This is a genomic window from Lysobacter sp. 1R34A, assembly GCF_051217035.1.
Taxonomy (GTDB): domain Bacteria; phylum Pseudomonadota; class Gammaproteobacteria; order Xanthomonadales; family Xanthomonadaceae; genus Lysobacter.
Genome location: NZ_JBPKJP010000001.1, coordinates 232,042 through 253,281, shown reverse-complemented (window position 1 = coordinate 253,281; position 21,240 = coordinate 232,042). Strand labels below are relative to the sequence as shown.

Here is a 21,240-nt window from a genome sequence, read left to right as displayed (position 1 = left end):
TGGATTTCGCTTCGGACGAGGATCGGGTTCATTGCGCCAGCAGAGCATCGCGCAGGGCCGCCCCTACCCCGCTGGCCGACTGCGGGTTCTGGCCGGTGATCAGGCGCCCGTCGACCACCACCTTGGCGGTCCAGTCCGGCGCGGGGTGATGGCGCGCGCCGCGCTGCTCCAGGGTGGAGGCCAGCAGGAACGGCACGACCCGGTCGAGCTGCACGGCGCGTTCTTCGCTGTCGGTGAAGGCGCTGACGTTCTTGCCGGCCACCAGATAGGCGCCGTCGCCGAGCGTAACGTCGACCAACGCGGCCGGGCCGTGGCAGACCGCGGCGACCGGGCCGCCGGCCTCGAAGATCTCGCGGACGACGCGTTGCACATCGGCGTTGCCGGGAAAGTCCCACATCGCGCCGTGACCGCCGGCGAAGAAGATGCCGGCATAGCGCGAGGCGTCGACCTCGCGCAGGCGCCGGGTGTGGCGCACCGCCTCGCGGAACTCGGGTTGCGCCCAGTAACGCGCGTTGATGGGGTCGTCCAGGTTGAGGCCGTCGACCGGCGGCTCGCCGCCCTGGATCGAGGCGAACTCGACCGCTATGCCGGCCGCCTGCAGTTCCGCCAGCGGGTGGGTGACCTCGCCGAGGTAATAGCCGGTCGGTTGCCCGGTGTTGCCCTTGGTGCCGTGGCTGGTCAGTACGAACAACACCGGTTTCAGCGAGGGGATGGAGACGGTCTGGCTCATGGCGGTGACCCTGCGGGAAGGAAGGAGGTCACTGTATTGCGCACTTCCAGGGCGATAAACTGGCTATCCAGAAAATCTTTTGTTCTTTTGAAGACAAGATGAGCCGGAAATTCGACTACCTCGGGGACGTGGAAGCCTTCATTGCCGTGGTCGAGCACGGCTCCTTCACCGCGGGGGCAGTGGCGCTGTCTACCACACCCTCGGTGTTGAGCCGTGCCCTCGCCCGCCTGGAGGCGCGCCTGGGGCGGCAACTGCTGCAGCGGACCACGCGCCGGCTCGGCCTGACCGAGGCCGGCCGCGTCTACCTGGACCAGGCGCGCTCGGCGTTCGCCCTGCTCGACGAGGCCGAGCGCGAGGTGCAGGGCCAGGAAGGCGAATTGGCCGGGCGGGTGCGGATCAGCGTTCCGACCACCTATGGGCACTATCGGTTGCCGCCGTTGCTGGCGCGGTTCGCCCGGCAATACCCGCAGATCCAGGTGGAACTGAACATCACCAACCGCAATGTCGACCTGGTCGCGGAGGGCTTCGATCTCGCGATCCGCCTGGGCCAGCTGCCCGACAGCGGCCTGGTGGCGCGCAAACTCGAAGACGCGGCCTTGCTGCTGGTGGCAGCGCCGGACTATCTGCAGCGGATGGGACGGCCGCAGACCTTGGAGGATCTGCAGGCGCACCTGTGCCTGCCCTTCGTCATGCCGCGCACCGGCCGCATCGCGCCGTGGGCGTTCCGCGATGGCGAGCGCGACATCGACTGGCTGCCGGGCTCGTCGATCGAAATCTCCGACGATGTATTGGGCGTGGTGTCCATGGCCGAGCACGGCATCGGGATTTGCCAGAGCTACGACTTCATCGTGCGCGATCGGATCGACCGCGGACGCCTGGTCGAAGTGCTGCCGCAGTTGCGCGGCCGCTCGCGGCCGTTCTCGGTGGTGTATGCGCCGCACCGGCGTCAATCGGCGGCGGCGCGCGCCATGATCGAGTTGCTGACTTCGAACGCGGTTCAAGATCGGCCGGCGGCCTGAAGAGAGCCGCCCGGCCGGACGCGTCAGGCGCCTCCATAGCGATGCCCGCGTTAACCCGGGGTTGCGCGATCGGGCGTCGGCGCTCACGCACGTACAACGTCCCAGCCTCTTAGATGTCGCCAGGCTTGCAGCGCTGCAGCGACGACGACATGAGCACAACGCCCTCCATTCGCACCGAACCCGCGCAATCGGACGCCGACCGGACTGCCGCCGTCAGGCACGGCCGCACGGTCGTCGACGGCCATGAGATCTTCTACCGCGAAGCGGGCGCCGCCGATGCACCGGTGCTGCTGTTGCCGCATGGTTACCCCTGCTCGTCCTACGAGTTCCGCAACTTCATGCCGGCGCTGGCCGACCGGTGGCGCCTGATCGCGCCGGATTTCCCCGGCTTCGGCTACAGCGGCACGCCCGAGGGCTTCGATTACAGCTTCAACGGCTATGCCCGCTTCCTGGCCGCGTTCGCCGACCGGCTGGGCCTGCAGCGCTACGTGCTGTATCTGCACGATTACGGCTCGCAGATCGGCCTGCGCCTGGCGATCCAGGCGCCGGAAAAGATCGCCGGCTTGATCGTGCAGAACGGCGACATCTACGCCGACACGCTCGGCCCCCAGTACGAAGGCCTGCTGCGCCACTTCGAGCATCCCAGCGACGAAACCCGGCAGAAACTCGTCGATGCGGTGAGCGAGGACGGTTATCGCGACGAGTTCCTCAACGGCATCGGCCCCGGCCTCGCGCCGCTCGTGTCCCCGGACTTGTGGAACCTGCATTGGGCCTTGACCACGCCCCGGCGTGCCGAGATCGCGCTGGCGCTGATGGAGGGGCTGAAGGAAAATCTGGACTGGTTTCCGAAATACCAGGCCTATCTGCGCGAACACGCGCCGCCGACCTTGATCCTGTGGGGCCCGCGCGACGGTTACATGCCCGAAGCGTCGGCGCGCGCCTATCTACGCGATCTGCCCGACGCCGAACTGCATCTGTTCGACGACGGCGGCCATTGGCTGCTGGAGACGCATCTGGACCGCGTGGTCGCGTTGACCCGCGGCTTCCTGGAGCGCCTGCCGCACTGCCAACGCTGACGCAACGCTGAGCGCCTGCCCGCCTCCACAGAACTGCCTTTCGCGCTGGCCATCGAGATCCACGCAAGCGCCGATCGACGATGCGCGCCTCATTCGCTGGTACGATGCGGCGCACCGCAACAGCAAAGGCAACGCCGCTCTCGGGTAGGAGCGACGCAAATCGCGACCGCGTTGCCACGGCCTTGCCTCGATGGCCTGATCTCCTTGTAGGAGCGACGTGAGTCGCGACCACGCCGAACGTCTCGCAGCGCCTCCTTCCCGCAAGATCGACATCGCGCCGTCAGAAGAACCCCGCCGGCATCGGCGGGGTGGCGTCGTCCAGGAAGGGGACGGTCGCGGCCACGATGGTTTCGGCTTCGGCCATGATGCCGATATGGGAGGTGCCGGGCAGGATCAGCAGCCGGGCCGGCGGCGGGGCCGACAGGAAGCCTTGCGCGGCCAACGCGGGCGCGCCGCCGCCGCGCATGCGGAACATCTCCACGCCATGCTCGGGGCCCATGATGTCGTAGTCGCCCATGACGATCATGGTCTTGTGCTTCAGCGCCTTCATGTCGTCGCTCCAATCGAACGGCGTGGCGTCCAGCACTTTCAGCTTCTCGACCAGCCGCGGAAAATCCTCGCGCCGCGGCGCGAGCCGGTCGTACTCCTTCCGGATCGGGCTGTTGTCGAACACCGCCGGCGTGATCTGCTCGATGCCCGCCAGGACTTCCTTGTAGAGCGCATCCAGCCGGGTACCCGCCGATGCGGTGACCAGTTTCGCGACCTTGGCCGGGTGCCGGACGGCGAGCTGGATCGCCGCGCCCCCGCCCATCGAATAGCCGAATACGTCGGCCTGCTTCACCCCGGCTGCGTCGAGCACGGCGGCGGCGTCGTCGGCCATGGCTTCGTAGGTGATCGGACCCGGGCCGTCGCCGGTGCGGCCATGTCCGCGCTGGTCGAGCACGATCACCGGGCGCGTGCGGGCGAACCGGTCGACCATGGCGGCCATCGCATCGGCCGACATGTAGGCGCCGTGCAGCACCAGTAACGGAGTCTTGGGCGATTTCAGGTCGCCGACGATGTCGTAATGAATGGCGAGGTCGCCGCGTTTGGCGATGGCCGCGCGTTTGGCCGAGGACACCGCGGCGGTGGCCGCGGCCGGTTCCGCCGCCATTGCGCTTGCGGCCGGCGCGGCCGACAGGGCCAGGCCGGTCAGCACCGCAGCGGCGACCAGGCATAGGCCGGAATGAGACAGGGACATGAGGGGCTCCTTTGTCGGTACGGTTGAATACACGTCGTTCGAGATCGGATCGTCGGCCCGTTTCATCAGCGGGTCGTGGCTGGCCGAACCGGCGATCTATGGACAAGACGAACCAGGCGGCTGCAATTCGACAAGCTCGCGCGGGACGGGCGCCGCGGCCGGACGGCAGCCCGTCAAGGCCCAGGTCGGGGCCGCAATTCGAGGGAATAGACCGCGGCGCCGGGCAGGAACGGCGAGCGACGCCCATGCACCCAGTCGCCGTGCCCGCGTCCCCAGAAAGGCGACAGCAGATGACCGCTCTGCCCTCCGGGCATGTGGGCGATGCCGAAGCGCTCGTGGCCGGGCGACACCACCATGCGTTCGGTCGCACCGAAGGACGGGCCCTGCACGCGCGGCATGCCGCTGTCGCCGGGCAAGCGATCGCGCGGCATGCACAGCAGGCGCTTGCCGAGCAGCGGCACGGCCGAGGCCAGCGGATGACAGATCGAGGCGGTGTTGCGCTCGCCCCAGGAACCCTGCGCGAGCGCGCCCTGCCCGGAGAGCTCCTGGCGTACCTCCAGCGCCGCGTCCTCGAACAAGGCGTCCCAGGACCGATAGCGCTTCGACAGCAGATGCTCGGGCCGTGTGGTCGCCATGGGCCAGGCCACGCCTTCGAACTGCGGCAGTTGCGGCATCACGAAACGCTGCCGCATCGCCGCCTGGGCCGGTGCGGTCAGGCCGTCGAGGATGCGGGCATGCACGGCCAGCCGCCAACCCCGCACCAGTCGGTAGCTCACCGAGCCGGTGCTCGCGCGCCCGTCCCAGCGAGCGGCCGCCTGGGCGACCGCGGCCAGCGCGGAGTCGCTGCGACTGTATCGCGCCTGAGCCTGCATCAACTTCCACCAGGGCGTCAGCAGCAGCGCGCGATCGTCGAGCTGGATGGCCAGCAGATCGGTTTCCTCGAACGCCTGCCGTTGCCGCAAGGCATCGCGTATCTGAGTTGCGCGTGCGCCGTGCGAATAGCCGCCGTCGCCGACCCGGTTCAGCGCGGCGCCGTCCAGGATGCGGTTGTTCGCGGTCCACAAGCGATGTTCCGGCGGATCGGCGATGACGGGCGGCATGCCGGATTCGGCGGCGGCGCACTGCCGGTGCATCGACGCGTCCGAATCCGCATCCGGCCCGGCAGCGGCTTGCGCACCGGCGGCATTCGCCGCGGGCGACCCGGGCCAGCAGTCGCTGGAGGCCTGCGCGGCGATGGTGGGGCCGATCAAGGTCCAGGCGATCCGGCCCTGGCGATCGGCCAGGAGCAGATTCGCCGTGGGCAGGCCGACCGAGCGGGCCTGCGCCAGGCCCTCGCCCACATCGCGCGCGTGGTGCAGCGCAGCCAGGTTGAGGTTGAGGCCTTCGGGGCGATACGCGGTCCAATGCAGTTGCATCGGCGGTTGGCCGATCGCGTCGACGACCAGGGGGCCGCGTTCGTCGCCGCGCACCGGCAGCGACTCCGGGTCGCGCCCTTTGATCCGGATGAGTTCCACTGCGGGCTGGCGCCGCAGCAGCGCCGCACAGCCGCTCGCGTCATGGCCGCCGCAATGCGGGTCCCAATCGAGCGTATCGGCGTAGCCGTTGGTGAACCCCCAGGCGAGCCGGCCGTTGCTGCCTGCGACGACGACAGGCAAGCCCGGCAGGGTGAACCCGGACACGTCCACCGGCCCACTCGGGTGGCGATAACGCAGGCGCGCCCGGAACCACACGTTCGGCACGCTCAACCGGGAATGCATGTCGTCGGCGAGGATCGCACGCCCATCGCCGGTCAATGCCCCGGCGACCGCGAAGCTGTTGCTGCCGGGCGTGCCGCTGGTGTCGAGTGCGGCCGGACGTTCGCGGATCGGCCCCGGCAGTTCGCGCAGGTCCACGCGCTCGGCTCCCGGCAGGACCGCGTCGCCGCGGGCCGGCCCTTGCATCGGCGCGTCCCAGCGCGTGCCGTCGCGCACCAGCAGATCGAACAAGGCCGCAGGCAGGTGCGGCCGCATCGATCGCAACGCCGCTTCGCGCGTGTTGGAGGCGTCCTGCAGATTGACGTACATCGCGTAGCCGGTCAGCGCCGAGTCTTCCGCACGCCACCGCTGCGGCGCCTGGCCGAGCAACAGATACGGCCAGGGCCGCACCTTCAACTGCGACAGGCCGGCGTTCACGCCTTCGGTATAGGCCAGCAACACGTCCGCGTGCGCGCCGGCGAAGGCATCGGCCTGGAGCCGGGCGCGGTGGCGGAAGCGGTGGATCCGGCGCTTGCGGTCGGCATCGAGCATCGACGGGCCCAGCAGTTCGGCCAGTTCGCCGGCGGCGGTGCGGCGCATCAGGTCCATTTCGAAATAGCGCTCCTGCGCATGGACATATCCCAAGGCCCGCGCGGCGTCGCGCTCGTCGGCGGCGTCGACGGTGACGACGCCGTCGCGGTCGCGCGTCACCTCGACGGAGCTGCCGAGCCCGGCCAGCGCGGACTGGCCATCGAGCAGCGGCAGGCTGCCGCGCAACGACAGCCAGGCCGCGAACGCGAGCAAGGCCGACAGCGATGCCGTCCACCGGAGTATCGACCGCAACCGCTTCGCCATTTCGCCCCGCCGAAGAATGTCGCCGCGTCGTCGCGGCGAGCGATAGGTGATTTTGCCTACGCACCGCTGCCCCGAACATGGCCGGGACCTCGCCGCCCTGCCCGGCTCGCGGATGCCGCGCTGTGCTGCAATGCCGTTCTAACCCGAATCTCGATCAGGCTCCGAATCCGACTTCGAATTCGGCTCCGGTTGTGGACATGGAGGCGGCTCGGGCTGCCATCGAGGCTGCGGCCCGCGCCGGGACAGCCACGCCGACCGCAGCGACTGCGCCGTCGCTCGGTCGGCCGGCAGCAAGGTCTCGATCGCCAGTTCGCACAGCGCCAAGTCCACCGGCGCCTTGAACAGGGTCGTGACGCTGACGAAGGACAGTACGCCGCAGGGCGCGCGCAATCGCATCGGCATGGCGAAGCCGGTCGATGCGACCGTGTCCGATGCCGGTCCGGGATAATCGCTCAGTTCCGCATGCAAGGCATCGAGGACGGGGTCGGCGGCGAAGTCGGCCTGCCGGCGCAGGCGCTGCAGCAACTGCGCACGCCACGGCCCCAGATTGAGGATGCGCGGCGCCAGACCTTGCGGGTGCAGGCTCAGGCGCAGCAGGTTGATGGGCGGCCGCAGCAGGAACGCAGCGATGCCGTCGTCGTACAGAGCGCCGGATGCGCCGTTGCGCGCCAACAGGTTCCAATGGCGGTCCATCGCGAGCGCGGGATACGGCTCGTGCCCACGCAGCACCAGACCTACCGCTTCACGCGCCTGCGCGAGCGCGGGATCGTCGCGCAGGCATCGCTCGGGATGGAGCGCCGACCACCCGGCCGCGCGCATCAGCGCATTGCGTTCGCGCGGCGGCACCTCCAGGCGATCGGCCAGGCGTATCAACATCGCCCGGCTCGGCTGCGAACGCCCGGTCTCGATGAAACTCATGTGTCGCGCGGAGGTAGCCGCGAGCTCGGCCAGATTCGACTGGCTGAGACCGCGGCGTTCGCGCCAGTCGCGCAAGAGTTCGCCCAGAGGTCGGATCGCGTTCATCCGGCCACGATAGCCAGGACGCACGGTTTGGCCATTACCTGTCGGGTAAACCGCGCGGCCGGCCCGGCGCGGCGTCCGTCGCCGCGCCGAAACCGCGTTGCCTGCAAGGCGCAGGCCGCGCGCCGTCCACGCCATGCCGAGCGCAGGGAGCGCGCTTGCGTACAGTCTGACGAATCTCGACAGCCCCCTGTGCCGCGGCTACGCCGGCAGCGGCGAGATCTGCACGGTTGCGCGGTAGCGCATCGCGAGGGAGTCGCCCATGCGGATCGGGCGACGCCGGCTCGCAGCCGGCGTTCGCGGAGCAGGTACTGCCGTTACATCACGCAGCCGGCATACACCTTGGACCGGTTGGTGACCACGCCCCAGCCTGGATCGCCGCAAGCGGCGGGTTGGCGGATGCCGACGACCGTGCCGGCCTCGTCGTAGTACACGACCGAGCAGAAACAACCGGCGGAATCGGTGGCCGCGCCGGCGCCGGCGGACAGGGCCAACAGGGCGCCCAATACGATCAACTTGAAGCGATGCATCGCACTCCTCCCTTGGCGTTCTCGCGGCAGGATGCCGCGTCGGGAAGATAACAACGGCGCCGGCGCGCGGCGCGCATGAGCCGAAGCGAGGCGCGATTACGCGATTGCCGGCCCAACTGAATTGTGCGGGCGATCATGATGCCGCACGATGCGCCGCAGCAATCGCCCTCGATGCGCTCGTTTATGGGCGCGGACGCGCGCGCAGGCAGACCCGAGGGGTCGCGCACGACCGTCTTCGCGCCCGAGCCGGCGCAGTCGAATGCACTGCCCCATGCCGTCGCGCGGCGATCAGCGCTTGCGCTGCAGATACAACTGGACCGGCTTGTCCGGTGCCCGCCGGATGACGCCCTTGGCTTCCAGATCGAGTTGCACCGCCTTCAACCACCAGCCCGCGGTCTCGCCCTGCGGAAACAACTCGTCCGGCAGATGCGGCAGCAACGCCTGTTTCGCGTCCGCGACCTTCAGCCCGGGCGGCCGGTCCGGCAATACCGCCAATAAGGCCTTGCGCATCGCCAGGTATTTCGTCCGGTCGACCCGGGTGGTGCGGCCGGGGCTGGCGACGTTTTCGATTTCGATCTTGTCCTCAGGCATCGAGCTTCTCCTTCACTTCGATCCGCGGATTGCGCAACCCCATCGCGATCCAGGCCGCGAGCAGCTTGGCGTAGAACCACAGCGACTGGCTTTTCAGATTCGGCAGGTCGTCCGGCAGTCGCGAGGCATCGTCCAGGTCGCCGACCATGGTCCGTAGCTGCGCTGTCGGCCGGGTGTGCGGCGGCCACAGATGCAGGTACACGCTGAGCCAGTGCGCGCCCTTGAGTTCGAGGAACACCGGGGTGTTGCAGCAAGTGGCCACGACCCGGCGGGTGCCGGCATCGGCGGACAAGCGGAACTCGGCGAGGTGCTCGGCGCCGGACACGATGCGGATTCGGTCCTTGCGATATTCGGCGCAAGGCGTGGCGCCATAGGCGGTCAGCCTATCGACCGCGCCCGGCAACGCGGCCAGGCGCGCAGCGGCCGCCCTGCAGCTGTCGCACAGGCATTCGGACACCAGGATCGGCGCCCCGCTCGCCTCCATCCGGGTGCGTCCGCAGGCGCATCCGATCATCGCGGTCGCCGCTGTGGCGGAGGCGCTCATGCGGGCTGTTCCTCGTTGAAATGAAACAGGTGCCGGATGTACCGATCGAGATGATCGAGGCTTTCGCGGGCGAGCGCGGGATCGTTGCCCGCCTTGGCCAGGACGAAGCCGCCCTGGATCACGGTCTGGGTGTGGCGCGCGAGGCTCGCCGCGGTCCAGTCGCCGGCGATGCCGCGCTCGCGCCGCGCGGTTTCGATGTCGGCCTCGAGCGTGGCCGCATGGCCGAAGATGCTGCGGCCGCAGGCATCGCGGATCTCCGGCGAGGTCGCGTGGATTTCCTGGGCCATGGTGCCGACCAGGCAGCTGAATTCGTCGACTTCGCCGACGATGATCGCTTTGCGGAACGCCACGTAGGCCAGCACGCGCTGCAAGGCGTCCGCCGGCCGATGGTAGGGTGCGGCGGCGAAGAATTCGGTGGTCGTCTCGGCCCAGAACTCGGCCGCGGCGACGCCGAGTGCGTCCTTGCTGGCGAAGTGATGGAAGAACGCGCCCTTGGTCACGTCGGCGGCGCGGCATAGCTCGTCGACCGTGGTGGCGGCGTAGCCCTTGGCCCGGATCAGGTCGCGTGCCGCCTCCAGGAGCCGGGTGCGGGCGTTGCCACGTTCGGGCGATTGCTTGGTCGGTCTGGCCATGGCACGAACATACCATCTGGTCGGTATGTGTCAAGCCTGCCCGGGACGGTCCGCCTTCCCGGCCTACTCGGCCGGCGCCGACGGGTCCAGCAGATCGTCCGGCCGCACCATCGCGTTGCCCGCGCGTACGAGGTGCAGATGGCCGTCCGCGCGCTTCGGCGCGCCGTCGTTGCGCCGCGGCAGCGGCGTGGCCCGCCTGGCCGCGGCCGAAGGCGCTTTCTCGAACGGTATCGCCTCGCGCAAGGCCGCACCGCGTACCTCGTCGATATCGTCGTGGCGCTGATCGACCCAGGCGCGCACGCGCACCGTCGCCTTGCCGTCGGCACTGCTCACGACGAAGGCCGCCGCCGCGGGCTCGCTCAATACACCGTCGACCGCCGCCACGCGTTGCCTGATTCTTGCCAGTTCGCCGCTCGCCAGTTCGCCGGCGGCTACGTCCCCGGCCGGCAGGCTCAGGTCGAACTCGAAGCGCCGGCTCGGGTTCTGGCTGTAGTTGAGGATCACGCTCTTGAACACGATCGAGTTGGGCACGCGCAGATTGTTGCCGTCGAGGGTCATCAGCACCGTCGCCCGCGCAGTCATGGCGGCGACCAGCCCTTCGTGCTCGGCGATCCTGACGTGATCGTGCGGGCGGAACGGCTGGCGCAGGCTCAACAGCACGCCGGCGATGTAGTTCTCGATGATGTCCTTGAACGCGAAGCCCAGGGCGATGCCGACCACGCCGGCGGTGCCGAGTAGCGCGCCGACCACGGCGGTGGCGTTCATCAGTTGCAGCCCGGCGCTCAGGCCGAGCAGGACGACGCCGCCCTTGATCGTGCTGGCCAGCAGATCCTTGAGAAACGGGTTGTGGCGCGCCACTCGAGCCACCACCGTCCGCCGCGACAGCCAGCCGCCGAACCACCACGCCGCCACGGTCAGCAGCAAGGCCACCAGCAGCAGGGGACTCGCGGCGAGGAAGCGATACGACTCGGCCAACATCCGCTCCTGCACCGACGACCAATCGAAGGCAGGCAGAGCCGTAACCTCGGGTTTAGCGGCCGGCATTCCGCTCACCGCGGCCTCGTTCGGATCATTCGACCGAACCCCGGTTGCGCAGATGATCCCAGGCCAGCAGGATCACCCGGCGGGCCTGGTCCCACTCCATGCGACTGTCGCCGCGCACTCGGCGATAACAGGTCGCCAACTCGTCTTCGAGCTCCGGCAGTTCGCGTCCGTGGCTGCGCATGTAGGCGTCGAGCCCCAGCTTGATCGCCGGCTCGTAGTCGCGGTAACGCAGGCCGTTGCTGTTCGGCAGGCTGCGGTAGTGCCTGCGCCAGTAGCCGAGTTCGGACTCCAGGTCCACGACGTCAGGCGACATCTCGCTGGTCGGCGCCTGGCTGCCGCAATAGCCCATGAAACTACCGCTCAGGGTGGTGGAATGCGGCCCGCGCGAACTCAACGCCAGCGGCGGTACGGGCGCGCCCGCCACGGTCGATTCGGACGACGGAAAGCCGAATGCAACGCGGTCTCTCAACAGTCTGCTCATGATCTGCGCCTCTCGATGGTGGGCGGCACCGCTCGGCATCGCTCCTGCTCAAGACCAAGCAACTCCCGTGCCACCGATGCGATGACGAACCGGCATCGGCGGGCCGCTCGAAGAACGCACGGCGACTCCGCATCGATTCGCACTCCTCGCTGAGGCGTCGTCGTCTGTTGCGGCGACGGCTCTCGATGCGCGCCCAGTAATCTTTTCATCACGCAGGAATTATTTTCCGCCAACGCACGCTTAACAAACGGCGGCTTACTGTGGCCAGACCGACAGCGCCATGCCCTCCCCCGTATGTTTTTCCCCAGACAGGAACGCAAAACGTGCATTCCGAGCCCGTGCATCCCCGCGCCGCCGACGCCTGCCCCACTCTGTTGATCGTCGACGACGACCACGATTTCGCGCGCTCCGCGGCCGACTTCGCCCGCTCTCACGGCTATAAGACCTACCTGGCTCACTCGCTGGCGCAGTCGCGCGGCTTCAGCGAACTTCCGGTCGTGGACCTGTTGATGCTCGATCTGGATCTGCCGGACGGCAACGGATTCGACCTGCTCGATGAACAGGACATGCCCGAACTCGGGCACGTGGCGATCGTCACCGGTCACCCCTCAGTGGAAACCGCCGCCCGTGCGGTGGCCGGGCCGGTCGTGGACTATCTGGTCAAGCCCTTGTCGCCCGAGCAATTCAGCGGTCTGCTCGAACGCGCTGCCGAGACGGCGCGTGCGCAGGTCGGCGACCCCGGTTCGGCGGGAATGATCGGCGAGTCGCTGGCGATGCAACGGTTGATCGCGGAAATCCGGCAACTAGCGCCGTCGAGCGCATCGGTGTTGCTGAGCGGCGAAAGCGGCACCGGCAAAGAGCTGGCGGCCCGCGCCGTGCATCGGTTGAGCGGACGCAAGGGGCCGTTCGTGGCGGTGAACTGCGGCGCGATCGCTCCAGACCTGCTGGCCAGTCATCTGTTCGGCCATGAACGAGGCAGTTTCACCGGCGCGGCGAGCCGCCATTGCGGCTACTTCGAGCAGGCCAGCGCAGGCACCTTGTTTCTCGACGAAATCACCGAGATGCCCGCGGCGCTGCAGGTCTATCTGCTGCGGGTGCTCGAAGCCGGCTCCCTGACCCGGGTCGGCGGCACCGAGGAAGTGCCGACCGACGTGCGGGTGGTCGCCGCGACCAATCGCGATCCGTTGCGCGCGGTCGAAGAAGGCGCGCTGCGCGAGGACCTGTACTACCGGCTGGCCGATTTCCATCTCGAGCTGCCGCCGCTGCGCAGCCGCGGCAACGACGCGATCCTGATCGCCCGTGCGACCCTGCAGGAATTGAACGCACGTTATGGCACTCACAAGCGATTCGTCGCCGGCACCGAGCGCGTGCTCGCCGCGCATCCCTGGCCCGGCAACGTACGCGAACTGCGCAGCGCGGTTCACCGGGCGTTCCTGACCACGGTGAACAGCGAGATCCGCGTCGCGCCCGGCGGACGCAGGCTGGCGCCGGCATCCGCAGGCCCGACCGAAGTCAGCTTCAGCGTCGGCATGACCTACGCCGAGATCGAGCGTGAAATGTTGCTCAAGACCCTGGCCCATTTCGAGTACGACCGCACCCGCACCGCCCGCGCCCTGGGCGTGAGCGTGCGCACCATACACAATCAGATCGCGCGGCTGCGCGACAGCGGACATCAGGTGGATTGAACGTGGCCGCTCGTGAACCGCCGCACTCGCCCGATGCCATCGCCCCGGCGGAAGCCGGCGACGACGGGGCTCGTGCCGATGACATCCGTCCCGACGAAGTCCGTGCCCTTGCAGCCTGCGCCGATGGAGGCCGTCCTGACGACATCGGCGCCGACAAGATCGACGACGAAGCCGCCCACGGCGACCATGCTCGCTGGCTGCACCGGCTGCGCAACGAACTCAACACCGCCAACATGGCCTGCGCTGCGGCCCAGGCCTTGCTCGCCAATGGCGCGATCGAGCTCGCCCAGGAAAACCTGCGGCGCGCCGCGAACGCCGGCGCGCGCATGGCGAAGGTCCTGGACGAGGCGCCGACGCGCCGCTGATTGTGCGCAGACGGCCGCCTTCCTCCTCCTCGTAGCCCCCCGCCGGACCGACCCAGTGGATACCGTGGACATGGGCGATCGCCATCGCAACGACCCCGAGCTGCGTTCGCAACGCGCCTTGATGCTCGCCTTGATCGAGCGGATCCCGGCGCTGGTCGCCTACGTCGACAACGAACGCCGGTATCGTCTCTACAACCGCGACTTCCGCCGTTGGTTCGGCAATCGCCGGCTGCAGGGCGTACGCCTGGAAGACGCGCATCCGCAAGCCGAACTGACGCCCTACCTGCCGCTGCTGGAACGGGCTTTCGCCGGGCATCCGGTGCGTTTTCCGCTGGAGGTGGCCCGCCATGGCGAGCGGCGCCATTTCGACGTCCAGTTCGTTCCGCATCGCTCGGACCAGGGCGAGCCGGAGGGCGTGGTCATCCACGCGCTGGACGTCAGCGAACGCATCGAGGCGGCGCGCCGGGTCGAGGCCAGCGAACGCCGGTTCCGCAGCCTGGCGATGGCCTGGGCCGGCATCGTCTGGTCGGCCGACAGCCGCGGCTGCATGCTGGACGCTCCGGGATGGGAAGAGTTGACCGGCCAGGACCGGCGCGAAGCGCAGGACGACGGCTGGATCGAAATGATCAGCCCCTACGATCGCGAGCACGTCCGTGCGACGTGGGACGAGGTGCGTCGGTCGCCCGAGCCGTCGATCATGGACCTCGAGTTCCGCGTGCTCACGCCGCTGGGCGAGGCGCGCTACGTCGCCCTGCGCGCGGTACCGGTGATCGGCCCACAGGGCACGGTGCTTGAGTGGATCGGCGGCATCCGCGACGTGCACGAGAAGCGCCTGTTCGAACAGCAGCTGCGCCATGCCGAAGCCGAGCAGCACGCTTTGTTGGACAACCTGCCGAAGATGGTCTGGATCGCCGAGCCCGACGGTTCGATCCGCTACCAGAACCGCCTCTGGCACGAGTACAGCGGGCTCAGCGGCCGCGAGGACTGGCGCGACATCTGCCATCCGCAAGACCTCGACAACGGCCTGCGCTCTTGGGACCAGGCCATCCGCAACGGCGAGCCGCTCAACGTCGAGTTGCGTTTCCGTCGCGCCACTGACGGCGAATACCGCTGGCACGTCGTCCACGGCCAACCCTTGTTCGACGAACTCGGCCATCTGCGTTGCTGGTACGGCGCCAGCACCGACATCGAGGACCAAAAACGCGCGATGGCGCTGTTGGCGGCGGCCAACCAGCGGGTCAGCCATTTCCTGGCGGTGCTCAGCCATGAACTGCGCAATCCCCTGTCCGGCGTGGCGGCGGCCAGCGAACTGCTGCAGCGTCCCGACCTATCGCCCCGGCAGCATGCGCGGGCGCTGGAGATGCTGGTTCGCCAGAATCGCCATGTCCAGCGCATGGTCGAAGATTTGCTCGACGTCTCGCGGGTCACCCAGGGCGGCCTGGAGCTGCGCCGCGAAGCCGTCGAGATCGCCAGCCTGTTGGCGGAGGTGCGCGAAGACAATCTGCCGGCCGCCGAGGCCGCGGGCGTGCGCATCGCCGCGCCGGGCGAGGCGCCGGCATGCCGTGTCGAAGGCGATCGGGCGCGTTTGCGCCAAGTGTTCGACAACTTGGTGTCCAATGCGATCAAGGCCAGCGCGCCTGGGCAATGGATCCGCATCGAGTCGGCACACGCGACGATGCCCGACGGTACGCCGGGCGTCGAAGTCGAGGTCGTCGATCAGGGCCAGGGCCTGGACCTGGAGATGTCGGCCAAGCTGTTCGAACCGTTTGTGCAGACGCCGGGGTGGCGCTCGCGTGGACTCGGCCTGGGCCTGAACATCGTCAAGACCCTGGTCGAACGGCACGGCGGCCGGATCGCGGTGAGCAGCCAGGGCCTGGGCCATGGCAGCCGCTTCAGGGTCTTGTTGCCGGTCGGTCGTCCCATCGACCCGGTGGTCGCATCTGCATCCGCGCTTGCCGCCGAATCGGCGGACGAGCGGCGCGGCCGGGTCCTGATCGTGGACGACGAAAGCGATACCGCCGAGGCCCTGGCCACTTTGCTGGGCCTGGCGGGGCATCGCGTGCGGACCTGTGCCGATGCCGAACACGCCCTGGCCGCGTGGCACGAGGAGCCGGTGGACGTGGTGTTGTGCGACCTGGAGCTGCCTGGGCCGCTGAGCGGCTACGACGTCGCGCGCGCATTGCGCTTGCTGCCGGGTGCGCCGTATTTGATCGCCTACAGCGGCTACGGCCAGAGCGGCGACCGCGAACGCACCGTCGACGCCGGGTTCGACGAACACCTGATCAAGCCGGCCGCCATCGAGCGCATCCATGCCGCGGTGCAACGAGGCTTGAGCAATGTATCGAAGCCGCCGTAGCGGCGGCTTCGATACCGGATCGAACGGCGATCAATGCGGCTGGTTGCCGCCGGCGTTCTGCGAAGCGGTGCCGGTGCTGCCGGTAGCGCCCGCCGTGCCGGTAGTGCCGGTGCTGGTAGCGCCGGTCGTGCCGGTGGTGGTCGTGCCGGTGGCGGTGCCGCTGCGTCCGGCGCCGCTCGCGCCGGAGCGTTGCTCCGCTTGCTGGCGCTCGGAGCCCGGCTGGCGTCCGCCGGTCTCGGAGCTCATCCCCGCCTGGCCGCCGCCGCGCACGCGGATGCGGTTCTCCACGTCCTTGACCCCGCTGCAGGCGTCGGCGATGTCTTCGGCGCGATGCTTCATCCAGCGGGCGCTGACCTCGCCCTCGAGCACGATCTTGCCTTCGCTGCAACGCACCTCGATGTCGCTGGCATCGATCAGCTCGTCCTCGGTCAGGCGTTCGTTGAGGTCTTCGGTGATGCGTTCGTCCGAGCGGGTGTAGCGGCGCGGCCCCTGGCCGCGATAGCTGCGCATGCCCTGCTCGCGATACGAAGACGGGTTGGCGGCCTCGCGGGTGCGCGATTGGTCGCTGCGCGAATAGTCGTCGTACCCGCGGCCACGCGAGTAGTCGTCGTTCGCCTCGAAGCCGGCGCCATAGGCCGACTCGCCGAAACCGCTGCGGCCGGCGTAACCCGAAGAGCGGCCGTAGCCTTCGCCCATCGCGCGGCGCCCCGAGCGCTCGGCTTGGCCGCGCGGGTCGTACTCGTCGTAGTCGTAGAGGCCCTGACGACCGCCGCTGCCTGCGCTTTCGCCGCCGTAGGCCTGGTGGCTCTGGCGCGCATCGTTCTGGGCCGGGAACCGGCCGCTGCCGCGGTAGCTGGAGGTCGAGGCCCACGGCGCGTCGCCGCGGTCGTCTTCGCCCGCGCTCTGCCAACGCTCGTCGAAACCGCGAGCGCGCCAACCGCTGTCGTAGTGCTGGTCTTCCTGATAGCCCCGCGCCTCGATGTCGGGGCCGTGCGCGCCGTACATCGAGCGTTCGCCGGATGGATAATTCGAGTACCCCTGCGACTGCCCGCGACCGCCCTGCGCGCCCTGGCCCCGGCGTGGCTCGTAGGCGTTGTCGGAATAGCCCGTACGGCTCGCCTGGCGCTGCTTGTCGTGCATCCACGACTCGTCCTGTTCGCCGCGGCCGCTGCGTTGATAGCGCACGTCCTCGCCGGCCTCGCCCCGGTGGCGCGAGGACTCGGCGTTGCGGCCGCCGGGATAATCATGCTGTCTCATTTCGTCTCTCCTTTCGTTCAACCAAGCGCGCCCCTTGTCGAGGACGCGCGCGCCCAGCCGCATGGCCTCTTCGGCCACGGCCTTGAGTTCTGCGGTGCCGACCGCTTCGTGCTGCTGCTTCTGGCTATGGCTCTGCCTGGTTCTACGCACTGATGTGTCCTCCGCCGTTGATGTGGATGGTCTGCCCGGTGATGAACGACGCCTCTTCGCTGGCCAGAAACACGTAGGCCGGCGCGACTTCGGCCGGCTGGCCCGGGCGCTTCATCAAGGTGTTCTGGCCGAAGCGGGCGACTTCCTCGGGCTCGAAGCTGGCCGGGATCAGCGGTGTCCAGATCGGGCCCGGCGCCACCGCATTGACCCGGATGCCGCGCTCGGCGACGGCCTGCGCCAGCGAGAACGTGAAGGCATGGATGGCGCCCTTGGTCGAGGCGTAATCGATCAGTTTTTCGTGACCGCGCACGCCGGTGACCGAACCGGTATTGATGATGCTGCCGCCCCTGGGCAGATGCGCGAGCGCTTCGGTCGCCAGGTACATGTACGCGAATATGTTGGTGCGGAAGGTGCGTTCGATCTGCTCCGGCTTCAATTGCTCCGGCTCCTCGACGGTGTGCTGCTCGGCGGCATTGTTGACCAGGATGTCGAGGCGGCCGAAGGTGGCTACGGTCTCCTCGACGACCCGTCGGCAATGCTGCGGGTCGCCGAGGTCGCCGCGGATCAGCAGACATTCGCTGCCCTCGGCGACGACGAGTTCGCGGATCTTGGCGGCGTCCTGTTCTTCGTTGAGATAGGCGATCGCGACTTTGGCGCCTTCGCGCGCGTAGTGCTGGGCCACGGCGCGGCCGATGCCGCTGTCGCCACCGGTGATCAGGGCGACTTTGTCGCGCAGGCGGCCGCTGCCGCGATAGCTGTCGCGGATGCTCAACGGCTGCGGGATCATTTCGGATTGCCGGCCGGGTTGCTCGTCTTGCGATTGTTCGGGCATACGGGTCGCGGATTCGTTCATGGAAACTCCATCGAGCGGCGACGGCGAGCGCCGTCGGGGAAAGGCGGACGACGTCGACGGCGCGTCGATGCGCATCCGTCGCGATCGAATGACTGCGGTCTGGCAACTGCGCCGCAATACATCCTGGCTACACCCGGATACGCCGCAAGACGCGTGCCAACGCACAAGCCTCGCGATACGCGTCGCCCCAGCGCGGATGCATGGCCTCGCGAAGGAACTGCTGCGCAAGCCTGCAGATTCTTCCCGGCGCCGGGGGGCGTCGGCGCCCCGGCCGGGCCGCGGCGTGGCACGAAGCTTGCTGCGCAACGAGAGTAACCCGCCGTACCGAGGACAGATCCGGACCATGAACGCTCAACCTCAGACGCAGCCGCGCGCCACGCCAACGCCGCGCGACAAACAACTCGCCGACAGCTTTCCGGCCAGCGACCCGCCGTCGACCACCGATCCGCGCGCCGCGGCGCCTGGCCCGGCCCGACCGCATGTCCTGCTGTATCGGGTGGTCCCGGCGGACCGGACCGACCGGGCCTTCTCGGCCGAAGCCACGACGAACGACGGCCGCTGGACCTCGCCCGGGCGAGACGCGGTGTATGCCTCCACCAGCCCGGCGAGCGCTGTGCTGGAATTCATCGTGCACAACCGCGACGCCGACGTGCGCGCGTTGCGCCTGGTCGTCGCGAGCGTGCCGGCCGCTTGTTGCCACGCCGCGACCCTGCTGCCCGAAGACTGGGATCAGCGTCCTTATCGCGTGCATGTGCGCCGGGTCGGCGATTGCTGGCTCGACAGCGGCCATTCGCTGGCCCTGTTGGTGCCGAGCGCGCTATCGCCGAGGGAGAAAAACGTCCTGCTGAATTTGCGCCACGCCGATTTCGGCCGCCTCTCGGTGCTGTCCTACGACGTGCTGAGCCTGGATACCCGTCTGCGCCATTGAGGCTCGCCGCTGAATCCCCGCTGCGGGGCCCGCACGGCGCTAGCGCCGGCCGCGGGCGGCCGGCAGTTCCTGCATCGCCGCCGCCAAAGCGCGCAGATCCTGCACGAGCTCGCGGTATCTCGATTGCCGCGTCGGCGAAGGCGCCCGCAGTATCGCCGAGGGATGCCAGGTCGCCATCGCCCGGGTGCGCGCCCATCGAGTTCGCGCCATTGCCCGCGCTCGCGGGTCAAGCGGAACGTCGCGCCGAACAAGGTCTGCGCCGCCATCGCGCCGAGCGCCAGTACCAGCCGCGGTCGCAGGCGCAGCCATTCGGCGGCCAGCCAGATCCGGCAGGCCTCTTGTTCGTGGGCGTTCGCGCGCTCGTGCATGCGCCGCTTGCCGCGTCGTTCGAACTTGAAGCGCTTGACGGTGTTGGTCAGATACAGGGCGCGCCGGTCCAGGCCGGCTTCGTCCAGGGCCTGATCCAACAGCCGCCCGGCCGGCCCGACGAAGGGCCGGCCGGTGCGGTCTTCCTCGTCGCCCGGTTGCTCGCCGAGCAGCATGACCTGCGCTCGCGCCGGCCCTTCGCCGAACACGGTCGCCGCGGCCTGCCGCCACAGTGGACAGGCACGGCAGCCGGCCGCCTGCGCGCGCAGTTCGCGCAAGCTGGCACGCGGCACCGGCGCGGTCACCGGCTTGGCGAACGGGAGCTCGCCGCCCGGCGCTGTCCGCTCCGGCGCGCCTCGGGGCTTCAGAACCACACGCTTAAGACCATACGATCGAGCCCATGCGGTCAGGGCCATACATTGGTATGCGCGGGAAAGTCCCCGCGCTGCGGCGGCAGCACGCAGAAACGCTGTCCGGTCGGCGCGGCCATCACCCACCAGCGTTTCACTTGCGCGATGCGCGCCGCGCCCAGTTTTTCCAGGCGCACCACTTCGGCCTCGACGTCGTCGGTCTCAATATCGAGATGGACCCGGCTGGCATGCGCGACCGCCTGCACCAACACACCGGGTTGATCGGCATGCACGGCCAGGCGCCGATACATGGCCTCGCTCGCGCTCTCGGCCGGCAGTACTCGGCAGCCGAGCGCCTGCCCCCAGAATTGCGCGGCCCAGTCGGTATCGGTCGTCTCGCAATCGATCACCACCTGCGCCAGACGGCTTCTATGCATGATCTGTCTCCGTGTCGTCGCTATCCAGAGCAAAAGCAAGCGACGTGCCAATCGCATCGCACGAGCCGGTGCCGGACGACGGAGCATGCGCGGCAATGCCGCCGCATCGAGGCCGTTGCCGAAATTGCTTCCCTTCCGCGCAATATTTGCAGGCCGAAGCGCACATAAAAGCGCTTGAATCATGCGGTTTTTTGCGGGTCCGTGGACCGTGCGCTCACATTCTTGCCGTTAGCATGCATTCATGGCTAACGCACCTAACTCATCTTTAACGCCGCCGCAGATCTCGCCGAGTTGGGCCTTGTTTCTCGACGTCGACGGCTGTCTGCTCGAACACGCGCCCTCACCGGAACTCAGTCGCGCACCGCCCGAACTCGGCCCGCGTCTGCGCGAACTGTCGCAGCGACTCGACGGCGCGCTCGCTTTGGTCAGCGGCCGTTCCCTGGCTGCGCTGGACCGTTTGTTTCCGGAGTGCGCGCAGATCTGCATGGCCGGCCTGCACGGCCTGGAATGGCGCGACCGCAGCTCGGCGCAGGCCTCGCCGCCGGCCTGCGCCGAATTCGAAGGGTTGCTGGCGCAAGCGCAGGAGTTGTTGCGCACGTATCCTTCGGCCCGGATCGAAGCGGCCGGCCCCTGCCTCAACCTGCATTGGCGCGCCGACCCGGAGGCCGCGCCGGCGATGACCGACTTCGCCGACGCCGCGGTGGCGCGTCTGTCCGGCTATCGCGCGCACCCCGGCGCGCACGGCATCGAGATCCGCCCGGCCGGCATGGACAAGGGACAGGCGATCGCCGCGCTGATGGCGCGGCCGCCGTTCGCGGGACGCCGGCCGGTATTCGCCGGCGACGATCCGGCCGACGAGTGCGGTTTCGCCGAGGTCAACGCCCGCGACGGCATCAGCGTGCTGGTCGGCGAACGCAGCGACACGCTCGCGCACTACCGACTGACCGATCCGCCGCAGGTGCGGCAGTGGCTGGGAACGATCAAGGAGATCGATTGAC

General features: G+C 68.8%; 21 protein-coding genes. 7 read left to right on the top strand and 14 right to left on the bottom strand.

The annotated features are described in order from the left end of the window. Positions 1 to 28 precede the first annotated feature (28 nt). The gene (locus tag ACSAMQ_RS00840) at positions 29 to 730 is read right to left on the bottom strand and encodes a type 1 glutamine amidotransferase domain-containing protein (RefSeq protein WP_435393814.1); all 702 of its coding nucleotides are present in this window, start codon (positions 728 to 730) and stop codon (positions 29 to 31) included. Positions 731 to 828: 98 nt separating this feature from the next. Here ACSAMQ_RS00840 and ACSAMQ_RS00835 point away from each other — a divergent pair, with 98 nt between their 5' ends. Continuing rightward, positions 829 to 1,749 (top strand): LysR family transcriptional regulator, encoded by a 921-nt coding sequence (locus ACSAMQ_RS00835; RefSeq protein ID WP_435393813.1) that lies wholly within the window; start codon positions 829 to 831, stop codon positions 1,747 to 1,749. Between the two features lie 149 nt (positions 1,750 to 1,898). Then, positions 1,899 to 2,825, top strand: coding sequence for an alpha/beta fold hydrolase (locus ACSAMQ_RS00830; protein WP_435393812.1), 927 nt, complete (start codon positions 1,899 to 1,901; stop codon positions 2,823 to 2,825). Between the two features lie 280 nt (positions 2,826 to 3,105). Here the strand turns inward: ACSAMQ_RS00830 and ACSAMQ_RS00825 are convergent, their stop codons facing one another. The 9 genes from ACSAMQ_RS00825 to ACSAMQ_RS00785 all read right to left on the bottom strand — a co-directional run bounded on the left by ACSAMQ_RS00825 (position 3,106) and on the right by ACSAMQ_RS00785 (position 11,495). Continuing rightward, a complete protein-coding gene (locus tag ACSAMQ_RS00825; protein ID WP_435393811.1) occupies positions 3,106 to 4,065 on the bottom strand; it encodes an alpha/beta fold hydrolase in 960 nt (319 codons plus the stop codon). Positions 4,066 to 4,238: 173 nt separating this feature from the next. Then, on the bottom strand, positions 4,239 to 6,653 hold the full coding sequence (locus tag ACSAMQ_RS00820; protein ID WP_435393810.1) for a penicillin acylase family protein: 2,415 nt from the start codon (positions 6,651 to 6,653) through the stop codon (positions 4,239 to 4,241). A 138-nt stretch (positions 6,654 to 6,791) separates the two neighbouring features. Beyond that, positions 6,792 to 7,676, bottom strand: coding sequence for a helix-turn-helix domain-containing protein (locus ACSAMQ_RS00815; RefSeq protein WP_435393809.1), 885 nt, complete (start codon positions 7,674 to 7,676; stop codon positions 6,792 to 6,794). Positions 7,677 to 7,990: 314 nt separating this feature from the next. After that, positions 7,991 to 8,203, bottom strand: a complete 213-nt coding sequence (locus tag ACSAMQ_RS00810; protein WP_435393808.1) for a DUF6289 family protein — start codon at positions 8,201 to 8,203, stop codon at positions 7,991 to 7,993. Positions 8,204 to 8,491: 288 nt separating this feature from the next. Then, positions 8,492 to 8,794: a DUF6958 family protein gene (locus ACSAMQ_RS00805; protein WP_435393807.1), complete on the bottom strand. Its 303-nt coding sequence runs from the start codon at positions 8,792 to 8,794 to the stop codon at positions 8,492 to 8,494. Continuing rightward, positions 8,787 to 9,338 (bottom strand): GFA family protein, encoded by a 552-nt coding sequence (locus ACSAMQ_RS00800; RefSeq protein ID WP_435393806.1) that lies wholly within the window; start codon positions 9,336 to 9,338, stop codon positions 8,787 to 8,789. The genes ACSAMQ_RS00805 and ACSAMQ_RS00800 overlap by 8 nt, the downstream gene beginning before the upstream one ends. Continuing rightward, positions 9,335 to 9,970, bottom strand: coding sequence for a TetR/AcrR family transcriptional regulator (locus ACSAMQ_RS00795; RefSeq protein WP_435393805.1), 636 nt, complete (start codon positions 9,968 to 9,970; stop codon positions 9,335 to 9,337). Before ACSAMQ_RS00795 ends, ACSAMQ_RS00800 begins: the two co-directional genes overlap by 4 nt. Before the next feature lie 63 nt (positions 9,971 to 10,033). Further along, entirely contained in the window at positions 10,034 to 10,948 is a 915-nt protein-coding gene (locus tag ACSAMQ_RS00790) for a mechanosensitive ion channel family protein (RefSeq protein WP_435393804.1), read from the bottom strand. A gap of 91 nt (positions 10,949 to 11,039) precedes the next feature. Continuing rightward, positions 11,040 to 11,495, bottom strand: coding sequence for a hypothetical protein (locus ACSAMQ_RS00785; RefSeq protein ID WP_435393803.1), 456 nt, complete (start codon positions 11,493 to 11,495; stop codon positions 11,040 to 11,042). A gap of 323 nt (positions 11,496 to 11,818) precedes the next feature. Here ACSAMQ_RS00785 and ACSAMQ_RS00780 point away from each other — a divergent pair, with 323 nt between their 5' ends. From ACSAMQ_RS00780 to ACSAMQ_RS00770, 3 genes are read left to right on the top strand one after another with little or no spacing between them, the layout of a single operon-like run. Next, complete coding sequence (locus ACSAMQ_RS00780; RefSeq protein WP_435393802.1) at positions 11,819 to 13,180, top strand: sigma-54-dependent transcriptional regulator; 1,362 nt, start codon at positions 11,819 to 11,821, stop codon at positions 13,178 to 13,180. A 2-nt stretch (positions 13,181 to 13,182) separates the two neighbouring features. After that, complete coding sequence (locus tag ACSAMQ_RS00775) at positions 13,183 to 13,545, top strand: hypothetical protein (protein ID WP_435393801.1); 363 nt, start codon at positions 13,183 to 13,185, stop codon at positions 13,543 to 13,545. 55 nt (positions 13,546 to 13,600) lie between these two features. Next, positions 13,601 to 15,901, top strand: a complete 2,301-nt coding sequence (locus ACSAMQ_RS00770; RefSeq protein WP_435393800.1) for a PAS domain S-box protein — start codon at positions 13,601 to 13,603, stop codon at positions 15,899 to 15,901. A 30-nt stretch (positions 15,902 to 15,931) separates the two neighbouring features. Here the strand turns inward: ACSAMQ_RS00770 and ACSAMQ_RS00765 are convergent, their stop codons facing one another. Beyond that, complete coding sequence (locus tag ACSAMQ_RS00765) at positions 15,932 to 17,158, bottom strand: BON domain-containing protein (RefSeq protein ID WP_435393799.1); 1,227 nt, start codon at positions 17,156 to 17,158, stop codon at positions 15,932 to 15,934. Positions 17,159 to 17,300: 142 nt separating this feature from the next. Beyond that, positions 17,301 to 18,161, bottom strand: coding sequence for an SDR family oxidoreductase (locus ACSAMQ_RS00760; RefSeq protein WP_435393798.1), 861 nt, complete (start codon positions 18,159 to 18,161; stop codon positions 17,301 to 17,303). Here ACSAMQ_RS00760 and ACSAMQ_RS00755 point away from each other — a divergent pair. After that, on the top strand, positions 18,160 to 19,089 hold the full coding sequence (locus ACSAMQ_RS00755; RefSeq protein WP_435393797.1) for an RES domain-containing protein: 930 nt from the start codon (positions 18,160 to 18,162) through the stop codon (positions 19,087 to 19,089). The genes ACSAMQ_RS00760 and ACSAMQ_RS00755 overlap by 2 nt on opposite strands. Here the strand turns inward: ACSAMQ_RS00755 and ACSAMQ_RS00750 are convergent. Beyond that, the gene (locus ACSAMQ_RS00750) at positions 19,050 to 19,871 is read right to left on the bottom strand and encodes a UdgX family uracil-DNA binding protein (RefSeq protein ID WP_435393796.1); all 822 of its coding nucleotides are present in this window, start codon (positions 19,869 to 19,871) and stop codon (positions 19,050 to 19,052) included. The genes ACSAMQ_RS00755 and ACSAMQ_RS00750 overlap by 40 nt on opposite strands. Next, a complete protein-coding gene (locus tag ACSAMQ_RS00745) occupies positions 19,862 to 20,242 on the bottom strand; it encodes a VOC family protein (protein WP_435393795.1) in 381 nt (126 codons plus the stop codon). The genes ACSAMQ_RS00750 and ACSAMQ_RS00745 overlap by 10 nt, the downstream gene beginning before the upstream one ends. Before the next feature lie 241 nt (positions 20,243 to 20,483). Here ACSAMQ_RS00745 and otsB point away from each other — a divergent pair, with 241 nt between their 5' ends. After that, positions 20,484 to 21,239 (top strand): trehalose-phosphatase, encoded by a 756-nt coding sequence (gene otsB, locus ACSAMQ_RS00740; protein WP_435393794.1) that lies wholly within the window; start codon positions 20,484 to 20,486, stop codon positions 21,237 to 21,239. The last annotated feature ends 1 nt before the right edge of the window (position 21,240 follow it).

Excerpts from the sequence above, each read along its gene's own strand:
- ACSAMQ_RS00840 (WP_435393814.1), bottom strand. The coding sequence starts at position 730 with ATGAGCCAGACCGTCTCCATCCCCTCGCTGAAACCGGTGTTGTTCGTA.
- ACSAMQ_RS00835 (WP_435393813.1), top strand. The coding sequence starts at position 829 with ATGAGCCGGAAATTCGACTACCTCGGGGACGTGGAAGCCTTCATTGCC.
- ACSAMQ_RS00830 (WP_435393812.1), top strand. The coding sequence starts at position 1,899 with ATGAGCACAACGCCCTCCATTCGCACCGAACCCGCGCAATCGGACGCC.
- ACSAMQ_RS00825 (WP_435393811.1), bottom strand. The coding sequence starts at position 4,065 with ATGTCCCTGTCTCATTCCGGCCTATGCCTGGTCGCCGCTGCGGTGCTG.
- ACSAMQ_RS00820 (WP_435393810.1), bottom strand. The coding sequence starts at position 6,653 with ATGGCGAAGCGGTTGCGGTCGATACTCCGGTGGACGGCATCGCTGTCG.
- ACSAMQ_RS00815 (WP_435393809.1), bottom strand. The coding sequence starts at position 7,676 with ATGAACGCGATCCGACCTCTGGGCGAACTCTTGCGCGACTGGCGCGAA.
- ACSAMQ_RS00810 (WP_435393808.1), bottom strand. The coding sequence starts at position 8,203 with ATGCATCGCTTCAAGTTGATCGTATTGGGCGCCCTGTTGGCCCTGTCC.
- ACSAMQ_RS00805 (WP_435393807.1), bottom strand. The coding sequence starts at position 8,794 with ATGCCTGAGGACAAGATCGAAATCGAAAACGTCGCCAGCCCCGGCCGC.
- ACSAMQ_RS00800 (WP_435393806.1), bottom strand. The coding sequence starts at position 9,338 with ATGAGCGCCTCCGCCACAGCGGCGACCGCGATGATCGGATGCGCCTGC.
- ACSAMQ_RS00795 (WP_435393805.1), bottom strand. The coding sequence starts at position 9,970 with ATGGCCAGACCGACCAAGCAATCGCCCGAACGTGGCAACGCCCGCACC.
- ACSAMQ_RS00790 (WP_435393804.1), bottom strand. The coding sequence starts at position 10,948 with ATGTTGGCCGAGTCGTATCGCTTCCTCGCCGCGAGTCCCCTGCTGCTG.
- ACSAMQ_RS00785 (WP_435393803.1), bottom strand. The coding sequence starts at position 11,495 with ATGAGCAGACTGTTGAGAGACCGCGTTGCATTCGGCTTTCCGTCGTCC.
- ACSAMQ_RS00765 (WP_435393799.1), bottom strand. The coding sequence starts at position 17,158 with ATGAGACAGCATGATTATCCCGGCGGCCGCAACGCCGAGTCCTCGCGC.
- ACSAMQ_RS00755 (WP_435393797.1), top strand. The coding sequence starts at position 18,160 with ATGGAAACTCCATCGAGCGGCGACGGCGAGCGCCGTCGGGGAAAGGCG.
- ACSAMQ_RS00760 (WP_435393798.1), bottom strand. The coding sequence starts at position 18,161 with ATGAACGAATCCGCGACCCGTATGCCCGAACAATCGCAAGACGAGCAA.
- ACSAMQ_RS00750 (WP_435393796.1), bottom strand. The coding sequence starts at position 19,871 with ATGGCCCTGACCGCATGGGCTCGATCGTATGGTCTTAAGCGTGTGGTT.
- ACSAMQ_RS00745 (WP_435393795.1), bottom strand. The coding sequence starts at position 20,242 with ATGCATAGAAGCCGTCTGGCGCAGGTGGTGATCGATTGCGAGACGACC.
- otsB (WP_435393794.1), top strand. The coding sequence starts at position 20,484 with ATGGCTAACGCACCTAACTCATCTTTAACGCCGCCGCAGATCTCGCCG.